Annotated in this window: 16 protein-coding genes; 9 read left to right on the forward strand and 7 right to left on the reverse strand. The window is 41.7% G+C overall.

Annotated features, from left to right (window positions below; genetic code table 11):
* The first annotated feature begins 94 nt into the window (after positions 1–94).
* The 4 genes from F988_RS11340 to F988_RS11355 all read left to right on the forward strand — a co-directional run bounded on the left by F988_RS11340 (position 95) and on the right by F988_RS11355 (position 5,144).
* Positions 95–448 carry a hypothetical protein gene (locus F988_RS11340; protein ID WP_004683117.1) on the forward strand — a complete coding sequence of 118 codons (354 nt, stop codon included), beginning with the start codon at positions 95–97 and terminating at the stop codon, positions 446–448.
* Positions 449–778: 330 nt separating this feature from the next.
* The gene (locus F988_RS11345; RefSeq protein ID WP_004683118.1) at positions 779–2,581 is read left to right on the forward strand and encodes an acyl-CoA dehydrogenase C-terminal domain-containing protein; all 1,803 of its coding nucleotides are present in this window, start codon (positions 779–781) and stop codon (positions 2,579–2,581) included.
* 161 nt (positions 2,582–2,742) lie between these two features.
* Positions 2,743–4,524 carry an acyl-CoA dehydrogenase C-terminal domain-containing protein gene (locus tag F988_RS11350; RefSeq protein ID WP_004683120.1) on the forward strand — a complete coding sequence of 594 codons (1,782 nt, stop codon included), beginning with the start codon at positions 2,743–2,745 and terminating at the stop codon, positions 4,522–4,524.
* 122 nt (positions 4,525–4,646) lie between these two features.
* A complete protein-coding gene (locus tag F988_RS11355; RefSeq protein WP_004683121.1) occupies positions 4,647–5,144 on the forward strand; it encodes a phosphate-starvation-inducible protein PsiE in 498 nt (165 codons plus the stop codon).
* A 41-nt stretch (positions 5,145–5,185) separates the two neighbouring features.
* On the opposite strand, the gene F988_RS11360 is transcribed toward F988_RS11355, so the two are convergent.
* Both F988_RS11360 and F988_RS11365 read right to left on the reverse strand, forming a co-directional pair.
* The gene (locus F988_RS11360; protein ID WP_004683122.1) at positions 5,186–5,563 is read right to left on the reverse strand and encodes an RcnB family protein; all 378 of its coding nucleotides are present in this window, start codon (positions 5,561–5,563) and stop codon (positions 5,186–5,188) included.
* A gap of 150 nt (positions 5,564–5,713) precedes the next feature.
* Positions 5,714–6,205: an RcnB family protein gene (locus tag F988_RS11365; RefSeq protein ID WP_004683125.1), complete on the reverse strand. Its 492-nt coding sequence runs from the start codon at positions 6,203–6,205 to the stop codon at positions 5,714–5,716.
* A gap of 167 nt (positions 6,206–6,372) precedes the next feature.
* On the opposite strand from F988_RS11365, the gene F988_RS11370 reads away from it, so the two are divergent.
* The gene (locus F988_RS11370; protein WP_010589434.1) at positions 6,373–6,822 is read left to right on the forward strand and encodes a hypothetical protein; all 450 of its coding nucleotides are present in this window, start codon (positions 6,373–6,375) and stop codon (positions 6,820–6,822) included.
* Between the two features lie 26 nt (positions 6,823–6,848).
* Here the strand turns inward: F988_RS11370 and F988_RS11375 are convergent, their stop codons facing one another.
* Both F988_RS11375 and znuD read right to left on the reverse strand, forming a co-directional pair.
* Positions 6,849–8,312, reverse strand: a complete 1,464-nt coding sequence (locus F988_RS11375; protein ID WP_010589435.1) for a phospholipase D family protein — start codon at positions 8,310–8,312, stop codon at positions 6,849–6,851.
* 79 nt (positions 8,313–8,391) lie between these two features.
* The gene (gene znuD / locus F988_RS11380; protein WP_004683130.1) at positions 8,392–10,446 is read right to left on the reverse strand and encodes a zinc piracy TonB-dependent receptor ZnuD; all 2,055 of its coding nucleotides are present in this window, start codon (positions 10,444–10,446) and stop codon (positions 8,392–8,394) included.
* A 137-nt stretch (positions 10,447–10,583) separates the two neighbouring features.
* Between znuD and F988_RS11385 the strand changes: the two genes are divergently transcribed.
* A complete protein-coding gene (locus F988_RS11385; protein ID WP_004683132.1) occupies positions 10,584–11,354 on the forward strand; it encodes a DUF4184 family protein in 771 nt (256 codons plus the stop codon).
* 144 nt (positions 11,355–11,498) lie between these two features.
* Positions 11,499–13,280 (forward strand): aspartate--tRNA ligase, encoded by a 1,782-nt coding sequence (gene aspS / locus F988_RS11390; protein WP_004683135.1) that lies wholly within the window; start codon positions 11,499–11,501, stop codon positions 13,278–13,280.
* A 63-nt stretch (positions 13,281–13,343) separates the two neighbouring features.
* On the opposite strand, the gene F988_RS11395 is transcribed toward aspS, so the two are convergent.
* Together F988_RS11395 and F988_RS11400 are read right to left on the reverse strand one after the other, a co-directional pair.
* Positions 13,344–13,601, reverse strand: a complete 258-nt coding sequence (locus F988_RS11395; protein WP_004683136.1) for a Txe/YoeB family addiction module toxin — start codon at positions 13,599–13,601, stop codon at positions 13,344–13,346.
* Positions 13,598–13,852 carry a type II toxin-antitoxin system Phd/YefM family antitoxin gene (locus tag F988_RS11400; protein ID WP_004683137.1) on the reverse strand — a complete coding sequence of 85 codons (255 nt, stop codon included), beginning with the start codon at positions 13,850–13,852 and terminating at the stop codon, positions 13,598–13,600. Before F988_RS11400 ends, F988_RS11395 begins: the two co-directional genes overlap by 4 nt.
* A gap of 212 nt (positions 13,853–14,064) precedes the next feature.
* Here F988_RS11400 and F988_RS11405 point away from each other — a divergent pair, with 212 nt between their 5' ends.
* On the forward strand, positions 14,065–14,286 hold the full coding sequence (locus tag F988_RS11405) for a hypothetical protein (RefSeq protein WP_004675553.1): 222 nt from the start codon (positions 14,065–14,067) through the stop codon (positions 14,284–14,286).
* A gap of 5 nt (positions 14,287–14,291) precedes the next feature.
* A complete protein-coding gene (locus tag F988_RS11410) occupies positions 14,292–15,164 on the forward strand; it encodes a lysophospholipid acyltransferase family protein (RefSeq protein WP_026040073.1) in 873 nt (290 codons plus the stop codon).
* A gap of 19 nt (positions 15,165–15,183) precedes the next feature.
* On the opposite strand, the gene F988_RS11415 is transcribed toward F988_RS11410, so the two are convergent.
* The gene (locus F988_RS11415; RefSeq protein ID WP_004683142.1) at positions 15,184–15,867 is read right to left on the reverse strand and encodes a glycosyltransferase family 25 protein; all 684 of its coding nucleotides are present in this window, start codon (positions 15,865–15,867) and stop codon (positions 15,184–15,186) included.
* Positions 15,868–15,907: the final 40 nt, after the last annotated feature.

Here is a 15,907-nt window from a genome sequence, read left to right on the forward strand (position 1 = left end):
ACCAACATGGTTCAAAAAAACTCTCCATTCTTTCTTCATCTTTATTATCTAATCTTTAACAATCGAATCTTAACTGACTACGCAGGATAAAATAATGAACAAGACAAAAATCGTATTAATGACAACTCTTCTCGGTTCTGTTTTAGGTTTGGCTGCCTGCCAAGTAACACCTTCAGAACAAGCAATGAATCATGACCGCCACCGCCACGAAATGCAACGTCAACCACCAACCCCTGAACAACGTGCAGAATGGCAAGCTAAACGCGAACAACGTCAAGAACAACGAGAACAAATGCGTGAAGAACATCGACTACAGAGAGCACAGATCGAGAAAGCCTGTCAGGGCAAACGTATTGGTGAGCGTGTGAATGTTCAGTGGAATAATCGTGTGATTGAAGGTACTTGTGACGTTCGCTTTACGCCTGAGAAATCACAATTCAAACGTTAAACCTATCTAAGAACATAATATTATTTCGTTATCAAGGCGCCTCAAGCGCCTTTTAATTTATTTGCAGAGTCAATTATTTTTAATTACACAGCTGCTTACGATTTTTTGCATATTATTACGAGCGAATTCAACGCAAACTGCCTACAATCAATACGCTTTAAAATAATTTAAGCATTATCTTTGACTTTACAGTCACTCAGAAATGCCCTGTTAAAGCTTGTACCGAACGATGACTTGCTGCACGATTAGCAGTACAAAATGCTGCCATTAGGCACATTTATCATTGACTAAGATTATAACTCTGGTTTAACCAGTATTGAGGAAAATGCTATGCCACAATACAAAGCACCCTTACGTGATATGCAGTTCGTATTGCACGAATTATTAAATGCTGAAGCACATTACGCAAAACTTCCTGCATTTCAAGGCACCGTAAGCCGCGAATTGGTTAATCAATATTTAGAAGCAGCAGCTGATTTCTGTGAGAATGAACTTTCTCCTATCAACCAATCAGGCGATCGTGAAGGTTGTACTTGGAATGATGGTGTTGTTACAACACCTACAGGCTTTAAAGAAGCGTATCAAAAATACATCGAACTTGGCTTCCCATCTCTTTCTGCTGATGAAGAGTTTGGCGGTCAGGGATTACCAAACTCTCTAGGAATCACAATTTCTGAGATGGTGGGTACAGCAAACTGGTCTTGGGGTATGTACCCAGGTCTTTCTCATGGTGCTGTTCGTACAATTGAACACCATGGTTCTGATGAACAAAAAGCGACGTATATGCCAAACCTTGTATCAGGTGTTTGGACAGGTACAATGTGCTTAACAGAATCTCATGCTGGTTCAGACTTAGGTATTATTCGTACTAAAGCAGAACCAAATGATGATGGTAGCTATGCAATTTCTGGCGAGAAAATCTTTATCTCTGCTGGTGAACATGACATGGCTGACAACATTGTTCACATTGTTCTTGCACGTTTACCAGGTGCACCTAAAGGCACTAAAGGTATTTCGCTCTTCATCGTACCTAAGTTCCTTGTAAATGCAGACGGTTCAGTTGGCGAGCGCAATGCTGTACGTTGTGGTTCGATCGAACACAAAATGGGTATCCATGGTAACGCAACTTGTGTGATCAACTTTGATAAAGCAAAAGGTTACTTGATCGGACCAGAAAACCGCGGCCTAAACTGCATGTTCACATTCATGAACACTGCACGTATTGGTACAGCCGTTCAAGGTCTTGCTGCATCTGAAGGTTCTTTCCAAGGTGCTTTAGCATATGCGAAAGATCGTTTAGCAATGCGTTCACTTTCTGGTCCTAAAGCGCCTGAAAAAGAAGCAGATCCAATTATTGTTCACCCTGCTGTTCGTAACATGCTTTTAACTCAAAAAGCATTTGCTGAAGGTGGTCGTGCACTTGTTTACTTATTGGCTCAGTATGCAGATATCGTTGAAAAAGGCGAAACTGAAGAAGAGCGTAAGTTTGCTGACAACATCTTATCTTTGTTAACGCCTATTGCTAAAGCATTCTTAACTGAAACTGGTTACGAATCTGCAAATCATGGGGTTCAAATCTTTGGTGGCCATGGCTTTATTTCTGAACACGGTATGGAGCAAATCGTACGTGATACACGTATTGCTTGCTTATACGAAGGAACAACTGAAATTCAAGCACTTGACTTGTTAGGTCGTAAAGTATTGCAAACTCAAGGTGCAATGTTAAAAGATTTCACCAAGATCATCCATAAATTTGTTGAAGCAAACAAAGACAATGCTGCAATGCAAGAATTCATTGCGCCATTGGCTGCTGCAAACAAAGAATGGGGCGATATTACGATGCAAATCGGTATGCGCGCAATGCAAAACCCAGATGAAGTTGGTGCAGCTGCAGTTGATTACATGTATTTCTCTGGCTATGTAACGCTTGCTTACCTATGGGCTCGTATGGCATTGGTTGCTCAGGAGAAATTAGCTGAAGGCACCACTGACGTTGACTTCTACAATGCAAAAGTAACGACTGCTCGCTTCTACTTCAAGAAGATTTTGCCACGTGTTCGCTCACATGTAGATGTACTTTCAACTGGTGTTGCGCCATTGTTTGAACTTGATGCGGAACACTTCGCGTTCTAATCATAGATTAGAGTGAGATGCAACGTTCATCACAGAAAAAGGACTGGTCAGTTTTGACCGTCCTTTTTTTGTTTAATCAATGCTAAATTTACACTATTCAATTTATTTGTTCGTTTTATTTGATCACTTTGCACATGACCTGTGCGTAAAAAGGAACGATTATGCCAATTTACAATGCACCTTTAGCAGACATGAAATTCATCTTAAATGATGTATTTAAAGCAGAACAATTCTGGCAGTCTAATGAGAATCTTGCTCATGTAGATGCTGCAACCGCCGAAGCAATTTTAGAAGAAATGGCAAAGTTTGCCCAAAACGTGACGCATCCATTAAACCGTACTGGTGATGAAGAAGGTGCACGTTGGGTTAACGGTGAAGTATTCACACCAGAAGGATTTAAAGAAGCATTCCGTCAATACGCTGAAGGTGGTTGGATTGGCTTAGGTGCTGATGAGGAATGGGGCGGTCAAGGCATGCCAAAAATGCTGACAGTATTGTCAGATGAAATGCTCTTTGCCACCAACCCATCATTCATGCTCTACCCGCTTCTTTCTGTAGGTGCAGGTATGGCATTAAATAGCTATGCATCTCAAGAGCAAAAAGAAACGTATTTACCTAAAATCTACTCTGGCGAATGGTCAGGCACCATGTGCTTAACTGAACCGCATGCAGGTACAGATTTAGGGATTATTAAAACTAAAGCTGAACGCAATGAAGATGGTACTTATAATATTACAGGTACTAAGATCTTCATTACAGGTGGTGATCACGACCTCGCAGAAAATATCATTCACTTAGTTCTTGCAAAAACACCTGATGCACCTGCGGGTTCACGTGGTATTTCTTTATTCATCGTGCCGAAATACATTGTAAATGCAGATGGTTCTTTAGGTGAACGTAACCCTGTTGGTCCTGGTTCAATCGAACATAAAATGGGGATCAAGGCATCTGCAACTTGTGTCATGAATTTTGATGCTGCAAAAGGTTATCTGGTTGGTAAAGAAAACGAAGGTCTTGCAGCCATGTTCGTGATGATGAACTATGAACGTTTATCAATGGGTATCCAAGGTCTTGGCGCTTCTGAATTTGCTTACCAAAATGCAGCTCAATATGCGACTGATCGTTTACAAGGTCGTAGTGCTTCTGGTGTTAAATCTCCAGGCAAACCTGCGGATAGCATCTTAGTTCATGGTGATGTTCGTCGTATGTTATTGAATGTACGTGCAAATAATGAAGCATCTCGTGCATTTGCAGTATATGTAGGTCAACAGCTTGATATCACTAAATTCTCTACTGATGCAGAAGCAGTGAAAAAAGCCAATGACCGTGTCGCGCTGTTAACACCAATTGCAAAAGCTTACCTCACAGATACTGCATTCCAAGCAACTTTAGATGCGCAAATGGTATTTGGTGGTCACGGTTATATTCGTGAATGGGGTATGGAACAGTGCATCCGTGATCTTCGTATTTCTCAAATTTATGAAGGGACAAACGGCGTTCAATCTCAGGACTTAATTGGTCGTAAAACCATTAAGTGTGGCGGTGCTTTCATCGCTGAATATATCGCTGAAATCCGTGACTTTGCCAATGCACTGGACACAGACTTGAACTTCATTAAAGATGCGACTTTAGATGCTGCAACTGAAATCGAAGCAATTACTCAGTTCATTATTGAGCAAGCAGCTGAAAATGTAGATTTCCCGAATGCTGCTGCGGTGGATTATCTACATGCAGTTGGTCTACTTAGCTTTGCTTATATGTTTGCTAAGATCGCTGCTGCTGCAAAAGACAAATCTGGTGATTTCTACCAAAACAAACTTGCTTTGGCACAGTACTTTGTTGACCGTATTTTGCCAGAACTTGATTCTCGCCTTGCGAAGATCAAAGCAGGTTCTGACTTGATCATGAACTTCAGCGAAGATTACTTTACAAACCAAGCTTAATTCTAGTTCGGTTTTAAAAACTGCCTAAATCATTTGGTTTAGGCAGTTTTTTTATGACCGTTGTAAAATCAGCATAAAAATTGCATCCATTTTTATGATCATGTTGAGTACATTAAATTTCCATGTCTAGTTCAAAAGAGAAACTTGAAGACCTACAACGTCTATTCGACCGTTTAGGTCACTATGCGGTCGAAGCCTTTCATTATTTAGCGCTGTTTATTATCGGCTGTATGATCGCATGGTCAGCCGTGCATACGGTGATTGAAATCCTGACCGTTAAGCAATATGCAAGCATTGACGATATTCTGCTGTTATTTATCTATCTTGAACTGGGGGCGATGGTTGGGATTTATTTCAAGACCAATCACATGCCCGTGCGCTTTCTGATCTATGTGGCAATTACCGCACTGACCCGTTTACTGATTGCTGATATTCAGCACAATCATAAAGCATCAATGGATCAGGTCATCATCACAGGATCCATTTTGATCTTAGCTTTGGCCATTCTGATTGTCCGTTTTGCTTCATGGAACTACCCCTCTGTGATCCGAAGCAAAGAGCAGGAACAACAACTTCCTGCAAATAAGACACCACGACCACAAGATGATGAACTGGCATAAATAAAAAAAGCAGGCTTGATGCCTGCTTTTGATCACTCATGTTATGCAACCCGATAGACACGGTATTTTGAATCCACCAGTACATATTTGCCCTGTACCTGCATCCAGTTATAACCACGTGGTGGTTCATACAAGCGATGTAGGCGGTAGTTTGACACCACATAGCGGTTGCTACGGAATGCCGATGGTAAACGCTCGCCACGTTTAAAGTTTACTCGTTGTCCATAATGGTTTCCACGCTCTGCATTTGACCATCGCGGTGGATCTCTATGATCATTTCGGTGGTCATTTCGATCGTAACGCTGCTCATAACGATCTTTATAGTCGTGATGATTGTTCCAACGATTTGAATCTGCCATTGCTGAAGCAGATGCACCAAACATTAAACTTGATACCAACAACATAACTGTCTTTTTCATTGTTTGATCCTCTGTTTGACCTGAATTCAGATTAAGAGAAACTCAAGGAGAAACCATGAACAAATCCAGCGACATTGCAAAGCTTTGTAATGAAATCCAAGAAATTATGGAGGTCATTATCAAGGCACAATTTCAAAAATACCCAAGAAATCAGCGAATAATTTCAATGGTGAAATTATCATCGGTTACCAAGAGATAACGTCCATCCACCATGACCCAGTGTCGACCACGTGGCGGCTCACGCAAGGAATAATAGTCCCAGTCACGAACCACATAACGCTCACTACGAAACTCACCAGGCAGCTCATTCCCCACTACAAAAGACTCACGGCGATAACTACCCTCATATTGGGTATCTGGATAATATTCAATCCGAACACTTGGTCGATGCTTGGGGTAAGAGTGGTTATTATTTTGATAGGGCTGATAATAATAGCCTTTTGGTGGCGCAGTGGGGGTATAGCGCTGACTTGAAAAGGCAAATGGGTTCTGTGCAGGCTGCTGATAAGATGGCGAAGCCTGATGCGAGGAGCGGCGCTCCACCCCACTATAACCGCTCCAGGCATTATCGGCGTAAACCATTGCGGGGAGACAGCTCAACACGCTGATAAAAACATAAATATTGTATTTAGATCGCAACATTGCCCTCTCCCATCATCAAATCCTAACCTTTATTTTAGAGCAAAAAATCAGCAATGACTGTTACCATTCGCTACCATTCAGGGCAAATCAAGGATGAAATAAGGAGGGATTTTTCGTCGAGTTTGAGAATATGCTAAAATCCATTTTTCAGTTTTGGGGCAATGTCAGTGTCTGAAATGAATTTTGATCGTCTCTATCAATTCTTCTGTAAGGTTCCAAGTGTACAGGAATCCAGAATCGTGGCGCATGGTACAGATGGTCAACATGCATGGTGGTTTAAGTTCAATATTGATGTTGAGCATCCTTTGGCATGGCAAACCGTTCAGGAACTTGGGCATATACTGAATTATTTATCCACCAATGAACGCCTGCCAACCCAGTTTTTTCCTGTTTCACCGCCACCCTATATGAATGGTGAAGCCAAAGACTTTCTGGCTTGGGTAATCCAGTGTAATCATGCTGAGTTTAGTCCTGATGTAGTGTGTGACTGGCTGGAAGCACGACTTCCAGCGCCTGTGGAAGATGAAAGCCAGTGGAAAATCAAAACGGATCTTAATGAACTCGATCCGTTGGCTGATAAAGACTTAGATCAATTGATTCCACCGAATCCGCAATAAAAAAGAGGCTTAAAGCCTCTTTTTTTTTAGAAAGTCGATAAACCCGACCATTCCATAAAACGATAGAGCCAGTATTTCACTTTTGACTCATCTGCATATTTTGAATAATCGACTGTCACCTGACGAGCATTGGCATTGCTCCACGCCGCATCAAAATATTGTCCTGCATCTTTAAACACCTGCGCCTGTGCTGAGCCAACCACTCGCATATCAGTTTCAAGGTTATAATTTTTCAGGTTACGTGCAGTGAAGTTCGCTGAACCCAAAATTAGCTCAGCTTGCTGGGCATTGTATTTGAACAGCATTTTGCTATGGCACTGTTCGCCATGTGTATCACACCAACGGATCGGGATGCCTGCGGCATGTAGCTCCGAAGCCACCTGACGGTTTGGAATGCCATTTTTTTGACGACCAAAGGCATCCTTGTTTGGGTCAATCATTAAACGAATATTCACACCACGTTGCTGTGCCTGCTTCAATGCCTCAATAATTTTGCGCTCAGACAGATAGAACATGGCCATATCCAGATGTTCCTTAGCCTTTGCTTCATGAATCATTTTTAACACAGCATCATAAATGGCTTTTTCAGTCAGCACCTGAACCTGTGGCAGGCTTTTATCTTCAGTGAATCCACCCATAATTACAAAAGGACTAGAACCCTGCGACATTTGCGCAACCGCCTGTTCAGTTTTAAGCACATCAATGGCCGTTGGTCCATCAACGACTAGAGCGACGTTACTATGATGTGAGCTGCCATCGTGTGGATTGGCTGAAGTCACCAGACTTTTCCAACCCTGCTCTGTATCCACCACCAATGTTTTACGGTGATTCGCCTTAAAGTTAAATAGTTCCAGATAACTGCGCAAAGTAATCTTTTCATCACCAAATGGATTGCTTAACCAACCTTTTTCTGGGTTATTGCCCAGACTTTGGCAGCATATATACCAGAATCCCGACCAGAGTGGATTTGAAGCACGCAATGGTTTTAAATCTGTTTCAATGACTTCCACGCCTGCCTGACGTAGCTGACGGTAATGCTTTGGTGCAATGCCACCATAAACAGAATTGATTGGATCAGTAATGACAACTACCTGAATATTTGGGTCTTGACGACGCTTTGCGATCAATGCATTAGTCAGTTGCTGCGTTAAAGGAATCTGTTTAACTTTAGATTTTCCAACTTCCTGATTAAACAGGAACATATCCAGCACAATTGTGGTCTGTGCCTGATCAATCAGTTGAAAGACTTCCCTGAAAATATGTTGGTCTACCTGTTGCTGACCCTGCGCATCCATATAGGTTTGATCTGCCAGAAATTTCACATTGGCATGGGGCAGTTGTCCCGTAAAATTCAGCCCTTGTGGGAGCGGTTTTACAGTGTGGTAAATTGCCGAAGCAATGTACCCAATCACCACAATACTCAATATGACTGCCATGTAACGTCGACCTGACCAGTTTAATTTTTGATGGATTCGTTGGAAGATACGCATATAAACAAAAAAAGCCCTAGCCTAATGGGTTAAGGCTAGAGCTTATACTTTGATTTTTCAATAAGATTTAAGTGATAAATTAGAAACTAAAATTCACACCAACGCTAAAGTTACGTCCCACCTGTGGAATGGTTGAAAGGAATGAGGCATGTTGATAGACCTGATCATCCAGCAGGTTGTTGGCATTCAGGAACACCCGATAATCGCTGACATTACTGTAATTACCTGAGTACGCCACACCGAGATTGAGCATGTTATAGCTTTGGCTGTCTGTTTCATAAGCCGCAATCTTGTCCTGCTGGAACACATGATAGTATTCAGCCGAACCACTCCAGTGATCATCAAAATCAGCATTGAGCTTAGTCCCTAAACGTCCTGCTGGCACACGTGGTGCATTGTCATTATCGATCTTGCCACGCACATAATCACCAAACACACTGAGCTTATAGATCGGTGAAATTTGATAGCCCGCTTCCGCTTCCGCACCATAGAACTTAGCTTTGTCCTGCGCATATTGCACTAGACGGAAGTCCTTATAACGGTCTAAGGTTTGGGCATAGATATAGTCATCAAACCAGTTGTGATACACGTGGACATGATAGTCAAAAGTGTTGTCATCATAATGGAAGCCCAGTTCCACATTATTTGATTTTTCCTTGCTCAGTTGGTCATTGCCCAGCTCATAGGTATTGGTGGCGAAATGTCCACCATCTGCATAAAGCTCCTGCGCCAAAGGCAAACGCTCCTGATGAGACGTGACCAAAGAAAGTTTGTAGTTTGGCGCAAACTCCCAGTTGGCTGCACCAGAAACAGAAAAGGCTGAACCGTCGAAATCTTTTTTGCTTGAATCATCAATATCAATTTTTTGCTGGTCTACGCGTGCCGCCAACTCAACATGCACATCATTCAACTGGGCATGTTCCAAAGCGAATACACTCCATTTTTTGGTGGTGTTTGGTGCCAAAAAGGCTTCTTCACCTGTCAGTTCCAGCTTTTGTTGTCCGTACTGTGTACCAATCACACCCTCCCATGCACCCAGTGGGTTGTGTACCAACTCTAAACGTCCATCATAACCCTTGTTTTTAAAACGGGTCGCAATGGTATCTTCCTCGATTTCATCATGTTGATAATCGGTATAACTGGCTTGAGCACGCAATTTTTTAAAGCCCGCAAATGGCTCATCCAGTTCGGTACGCACGTCATAACGTTCAGATTTCAGGTCAATCCAGGGACCTGCTTCATGTGCATGGTCGTGATCTTCGTGGTCATGTCCCTCTTCATCATGGTCGTGTTCACCACAGTGCAGGCTGAGTCCATGTAAATGACAGCTTTCATATTCATGGCTATGTCCTGGCAAGCCATATTGATCCTGACGGTTGCTATAAGAAATACCCGTAAAGCCACGATCATAAATCCATGACAAACCGACATTTACGGTCTGGCCTTTGGCAAAGGTGTTGTCAACACGGCGCTCCTTTTCGCCCTCATGTACATAATCTGGTGCGATATAGTCATTGGCTTCACGCTTTAAGCCCTCAACACGCAAGGCAACCTGATCACCCAAGCCCAGCGTTACACCTGCAGTCGCCAGCTTTTCATCACTGCCCGTGTTGTAACGCAAGCCAACATTACCCTCATAGCCCTTTTCTGGCATTGCTGTTGGAAGTTTACTATCGGTGAAATTCACCAGACCGCCTACCGTTCCAGCACCAAATAATAGAGTGGATGGCCCACGAATCACTTCAACCTGTTTTGCCAGCGCTGGATCAACCGTTACCGCATGGTCTGGGGAAAGTGTGGATACATCAATATTTTCAGAAGAATTTTGTAGAATTTTTACCCGTGGACCATCTTGTCCACGAATGACAGGTCGGCTAGAGCCTGCACCAAACTGATTGGAGGAAATTCCCGTTTCACCACTCAATGCCTCGCCAATGGTCACTGCCCCTTGCGCCAAGCGTTTTTGGTCTACCACTGTATCTGCAACTGCAAAGTCCTTTGAGGTTTGCTCAAGCGGATGTGCCTTAATGCGGATGGTGTCCAGCGTTGTCGCCTGCTCATTTTCTGCGGCAAATACAGATACAGACGCAACAGCCAAAATGGATAAGGTCAGAATATTTTTAGGAAATGACATACCATGTCTCAAATCAGTCGATCTTTATTTGCGTTATATTATAACATTTCATTATTTTTGCAATAAAAAACATACATGCAACCTTCATTTGTTAAACTGCCACTCCATGATTTAAGCATTCTTCACGATTCAAGCTTATGCCCTTTACTCTCTCTCATGCGGTGCTTGCTCCACCCTTATCCAAACTTAGTCGGGGTCATTTACCGATTGCAGCCTTAGCCATCGGCTGTATGACACCAGACCTGTATCGCTTGTTTACAACAGAAACCATTGCCTTAACCCATCAATGGTCAGGGATTTTATTTCCCAATCTTCCAATTGGCTTATGCTTTTGTCTGTTGTGGTATTTACTCTATCGTCCAGTGATTTATCGTTTTTTAGGGATCAGTCATCCTTTAAAGATCAAATCCTTTGATGAGACGGTGGCTTTTATACTGATGTGTTGTTTAGCCGTCATTTTAGGAACAGCAACACATCTCATCTGGGACGGATTGACTCATTTAGACTTTCGCACCTTTGCCTTTCAAGACACGCTCGCCCAAAATATTTCCCTAGGGAATGTTCATTATCCCCTGCATTTTATTCTACAAATTGCATCATCCATTCTCAGCTTGCCTTTCTTATTGTGGATGTGTCTAAACTATTATCAAACCTACAAACAGGACACGCCTATTTCAGGGAAAATAAAGCTGTTTGCCTTGCTGAGTATGGCCATTTCAGTGACTGGTGGCATGTTGGCAGTATGGAAATACAGCCACACCATTTCGGCTGAACTGTGGAATACTGAACGTTACTTCTTTATTGGCAAAGCCATCAACCAGTTCTCCCAAAATGGACTCATACTATTTAGTATTTGCTGTTTAATGAGTTTGTTGCTGCATCGAAAAGCCCATATGGCAGAATTTTAACCCAAAGCATTGAATTAGCATTGTCCCCAAAGCATTAAGACTTGAGACTGGACGTTCAACAAGGCATAATCTTCGCTCCATTGATGCTGCGCTGTTTACGTATGCATCTTCTACAGCCAATATAGTTTGGATAAATAATTCAATATGATGCGCACTCATTACTGTGGCTCTTTAACTGAAGCCCAAATCGATCAAACAGTTACTCTTTGCGGTTGGGTTCATCGTCGCCGTGATCATGGCGGTGTAATTTTCCTGGATATGCGTGACCGTGATGGTCTGGTTCAGGTGGTAATTGATCCGGATACACCAGAAGCATTTGCAACTGCGGATAAGGCACGTTCTGAATTTGTTTTAAAAATTACAGGTCGTGTTCGTCGTCGCTATGAAGGTACTGAAAATGCCAACATGGTGAGTGGTCAAATCGAAGTTTTAGCAAAAGAAATCGAAGTTTTAGCTGCTTCTGAAACACCTCCATTCCCATTGAATGACGAAAACACCAATATTTCTGAAGAAATTCGTTTGAAATACCGTTTCTTGGACATTCGTCGTCCAGAAATGTTAGATCGCTTACGCTTCCGTTCTAAAGTGACTAACTTGATTCGTAACTACTTTGAAGATCACGGTTTCCTCGATGTTGAAACACCGATCTTGACTCGTGCAACTCCTGAGGGCGCACGTGACTATTTAGTCCCAAGTCGTGTTTCAAATGGTAGCTTCTATGCACTTCCACAATCACCACAATTGTTCAAACAGTTGTTGATGGTCGGTGGTATCGATCGTTATTACCAAATCGCTAAATGCTTCCGTGACGAAGATCTACGTGCAGATCGTCAGCCTGAATTTACCCAAATCGACGTTGAAACATCGTTCATGAGTGACGATGACATCATGGATTTAATGGAAGGCTTAACGGTTAAAATGTTCAACGAATTATTGAATGTAAAATTCGATAAATTCGAACGTATGACTTATGCCGACGCAATGCGTGATTATGCTTCTGATAAACCAGATATGCGTATTCCTTTGAAACTTGTTGACGTTGCAGACTTAATGCAAGACGTTGAGTTCAAAGTATTCGCTGGCCCTGCAAAAGATCCTAAAGGTCGTATCGTTGCTTTACGTGTTCCAGGTGCTGGTTCATTACCACGTAGTGCGATTGACGAATACACCAAATTCGTAGGCATCTACGGTGCTAAAGGCTTGGCTTACATCAAAGTCAATGAACTTGAAAAAGGCATCGAAGGTCTTCAATCTCCAATCGTTAAATTCATCGAGCCAATCGTACTCGATTTATTAAAACGTGTTGGCGCTGAAAATGGCGACATCGTATTCTTTGGTGCAGACAAAGCGAAGATCGTAAATGACGCGATGGGCGCACTTCGTGTGAAAATTGGTCATGACCTAAATCTTTCGACTTGTGAGTGGGCACCACTTTGGGTGGTTGATTTCCCAATGTTCGAAGAAACTGATGATGGCAAATGGACTTCTGTGCATCACCCATTCACACTACCAAAATCAAGTGTTGAAGAAGTGAAGAGCAATCCAGGTGCGGCATTGTCTGTTGCATACGATATGGTACTTAATGGTACTGAGATCGGTGGTGGTTCATTGCGTATTTATACCTTAGAGATGCAAAAAGCAATTTTTGAAGCTTTAGGTATTGGTGAAGAAGAAGCAGAAGAGAAATTCAGCTTCTTGCTCAACGCATTACGTTATGGTGCGCCTCCGCACGGCGGTTTGGCATTTGGTCTTGATCGCTTGATCATGTTGATGACAGGTGCATCTTCTATTCGTGATGTAATTGCATTCCCAAAAACCAAGACAGCAGAATGTCCATTGACTCAAGCACCAGCACCAGTTGAAGCAAATCAATTGCGTGACCTTGGTATTCGTTTACGCGAAAAAGCAAAAACTGAAGAAAAGTAATTTTTTCAATTGATTGCTGAATAAAACCCTGCTTAATGCAGGGTTTTTTATGATTTTTTTCAGTTAATTATAATGATAGCGACACATCGCAATGATAATTGATTCAGATGTCACCTTATAAACGATACGGTTTTCTTTATCAATCCGCCTTGACCAATACCCTGCTAGATCGTGTTTAAGTGGCTCAGGTTTACCAATTCCATCAAATGGTGATCGCTTAATGTCTTTAATCAAGGTATTGATTCTTTTTAGTGTTTGTTTATCTGTCGCTTGCCAATAGAGGTAATCATCCCAAGCTTCATCACTCCAACTTAAAATCATTCTTCAATCAGCTCACGGTTGATGGTTTTACCTGCTTCAATCTGGGCAATAGAATCACGTAATCGCTTTGCATTTGCTGGGTTTTTAAGTAAGTGTGCTGTTTCTTCATAGGCATTGAAGTCATCCAAGCTAATCAATACAGCCGTTTGGTTATTCTGTCGAGTCACAAGTACAGGGGAGTGATCATCTATGACACCATCAAGTACAGTTGCCAAGTTCTTGCGGAGATCGGAATAAGTTACAACTTTCATTTTGCACCTTTTTAATTGAGTACAATTAATTGTACTTATTTTAGTACAATACTGTAAATTACTCAATCTAGTCAACAGTGACTTTATCTGTTTTGAGCCAAAATAATGGGGATATTTATACAGAAATATGCAGTTTTTTATATTCGAGTTTTACTTTGCGATCATGCCTGCTAGTGGCATAATAGGCTGCTTTTTATTGAGAGGTCAGTCTTATGGCAATGCGTCCTGATGTACGTCGACACACGATTGTAATTATTGTGTTTTCACTGGCTCAGTGGTTCTTTATGCGTTACATCCTCGCCAATGAACTTTTCAATATGACCACCAATCAACGTATTCTATATTTCTGTATCAGCAGCCTTGCAGGTGCACTTCTGATTTTTGTGGCACTGATCTATATGGTGCTCAAGGGCAATACCGATAAGCAAGACTGATGGTCATGTCGTTTTACATTACCCTACTACGTATTCTACCTTTAACATTTTTGCGTAGTATCGCAAAAGTGGCAGCCTACTTTATCAATCAAAATCCTAATAAAAGTATGCTATGGAAAACTCGAGTCAATATTGGTCTCGCCTATCCAGAACTTAGCCCAGAACAAAAAGAACAATTGGCACGGGAAAGCGTCACCAAACAATGCCTAAGTTATATTGAGTCTGGAAAATGCTGGGCAATGCCTCCTGAGTGGAGCATCCAGCAAATTCATACTGTGCATAATTTAGAAGTCTTAACTGATGCACTCAATGATCCTAAAGGCGCTTTAATTATTACCCCTCATCTTGGAACTTGGGAAATGATGAATGCTTGGGTACACCAATACGGTATCCCCACCATCATGTACAAACCGATGAAAGATAGTGGCTTTAATAGCTTTGCTCTCCATGCTCGTCAGCGACTCAATGCAACATTGGTTCCAACTGATGCCAATGGTGTAAAGGCTTTATTTAAAAACCTTAAACAAGGTGGATTTAGTGTAATTTTGCCCGACCATGTGCCCCAACCTTCAGGTGGTGTTGTGGTTCCTTTCTTCGGGATTCCCTGCCTTACGAGCACATTAGCAAGTAAAATGGCACAAAAAACCCAGTGTCGTTTAGTGGGCCTAAGCTGTTTTCGTCGCGAAGATGATGAAGGTTTTGATGTCTACTGTGACGATCTAAACGATCTTCAACTCTATGATCGAAATATTGAAGTCGCAACGACAGCATTGAATAAAGCAGTTGAACAGATGATCAACCGCTTTCCTAGCGAATATATGTGGGGGTATAAGCGGTTTAGGGGCGAGAATGCTTCAGATGAATTATATAAAAAATAATCTTATCTTTTCAAAGTGATTATTTAAACTTAACTTTTGTGAGCCTTTTTCCTTTCAACACTAAAACAAACTCTTTCAACAATTTAATTATTTGCGCCGAGAGTCTCAGTCTCTCTCGTTGTATTTTTTGAACAAAGTTAAGCTTAGGCTTAATTTGATATTCGTACTCTCCTTTGCGAATGTTCCTATCTTTTTCTAAAAAACTTGGGAAGTTAACATGCTGCCCCAAAAGATGATCTTGAATACAAAGTGCTGGTAGCATTTGGAAAATCTGATTAGGGAACTTTGTCATATAGTCTTTAAAAACAATATGATCAACTGGAATCAACTGTTCATAAGTTGCTAATAAATTGAGTAAATCACGAGCTGCTTGCTGCGATAGAATATAGCCACCACACCCCATATGTACGGTCTTTAATAAAGATAATTTACGCTTTGAAGGCAAACTTCTAAAAGAAGACTCCACCCCCACTTTAGGATAAAAAGCTTCCAACTTAATAATTGAGCAGCCCTCAGGAATCCAATCACTTTTAGTTAAGAAAATAGTAGCTTCTTCTCCTAAATGAATATCGTCTTCAAAAATTGCGATATGACTCAAATTTTCATCGATTGCCTTTTGCCATAATGCAGCATGACTTAATAGACAAGCAGAGATGGATCCGTAAATTTGAACAACTCCTATAAGTGATATTCTGCTCCTCAAATGATGTTATAAACATCAATATATGGAGTATTTTATGGCA

Source organism: Acinetobacter parvus DSM 16617 = CIP 108168, from assembly GCF_000368025.1.
Taxonomy (GTDB): domain Bacteria; phylum Pseudomonadota; class Gammaproteobacteria; order Pseudomonadales; family Moraxellaceae; genus Acinetobacter; species Acinetobacter parvus.

What these genes read in the sequence shown, in the direction of transcription:
- aspS (WP_004683135.1), top strand. Translation starts at nt 11,499, where the DNA reads ATGATGCGCACTCATTACTGTGGCTCTTTAACTGAAGCCCAAATCGAT.
- F988_RS11375 (WP_010589435.1), bottom strand. Translation starts at nt 8,312, where the DNA reads ATGCGTATCTTCCAACGAATCCATCAAAAATTAAACTGGTCAGGTCGA.
- F988_RS11340 (WP_004683117.1), top strand. Translation starts at nt 95, where the DNA reads ATGAACAAGACAAAAATCGTATTAATGACAACTCTTCTCGGTTCTGTT.
- F988_RS11400 (WP_004683137.1), bottom strand. Translation starts at nt 13,852, where the DNA reads ATGAAAGTTGTAACTTATTCCGATCTCCGCAAGAACTTGGCAACTGTA.
- F988_RS11365 (WP_004683125.1), bottom strand. Translation starts at nt 6,205, where the DNA reads ATGTTGCGATCTAAATACAATATTTATGTTTTTATCAGCGTGTTGAGC.
- F988_RS11360 (WP_004683122.1), bottom strand. Translation starts at nt 5,563, where the DNA reads ATGAAAAAGACAGTTATGTTGTTGGTATCAAGTTTAATGTTTGGTGCA.
- F988_RS11345 (WP_004683118.1), top strand. Translation starts at nt 779, where the DNA reads ATGCCACAATACAAAGCACCCTTACGTGATATGCAGTTCGTATTGCAC.
- znuD (WP_004683130.1), bottom strand. Translation starts at nt 10,446, where the DNA reads ATGTCATTTCCTAAAAATATTCTGACCTTATCCATTTTGGCTGTTGCG.
- F988_RS11410 (WP_026040073.1), top strand. Translation starts at nt 14,292, where the DNA reads ATGTCGTTTTACATTACCCTACTACGTATTCTACCTTTAACATTTTTG.
- F988_RS11385 (WP_004683132.1), top strand. Translation starts at nt 10,584, where the DNA reads ATGCCCTTTACTCTCTCTCATGCGGTGCTTGCTCCACCCTTATCCAAA.
- F988_RS11395 (WP_004683136.1), bottom strand. Translation starts at nt 13,601, where the DNA reads ATGATTTTAAGTTGGAGTGATGAAGCTTGGGATGATTACCTCTATTGG.
- F988_RS11350 (WP_004683120.1), top strand. Translation starts at nt 2,743, where the DNA reads ATGCCAATTTACAATGCACCTTTAGCAGACATGAAATTCATCTTAAAT.
- F988_RS11405 (WP_004675553.1), top strand. Translation starts at nt 14,065, where the DNA reads ATGGCAATGCGTCCTGATGTACGTCGACACACGATTGTAATTATTGTG.
- F988_RS11355 (WP_004683121.1), top strand. Translation starts at nt 4,647, where the DNA reads ATGTCTAGTTCAAAAGAGAAACTTGAAGACCTACAACGTCTATTCGAC.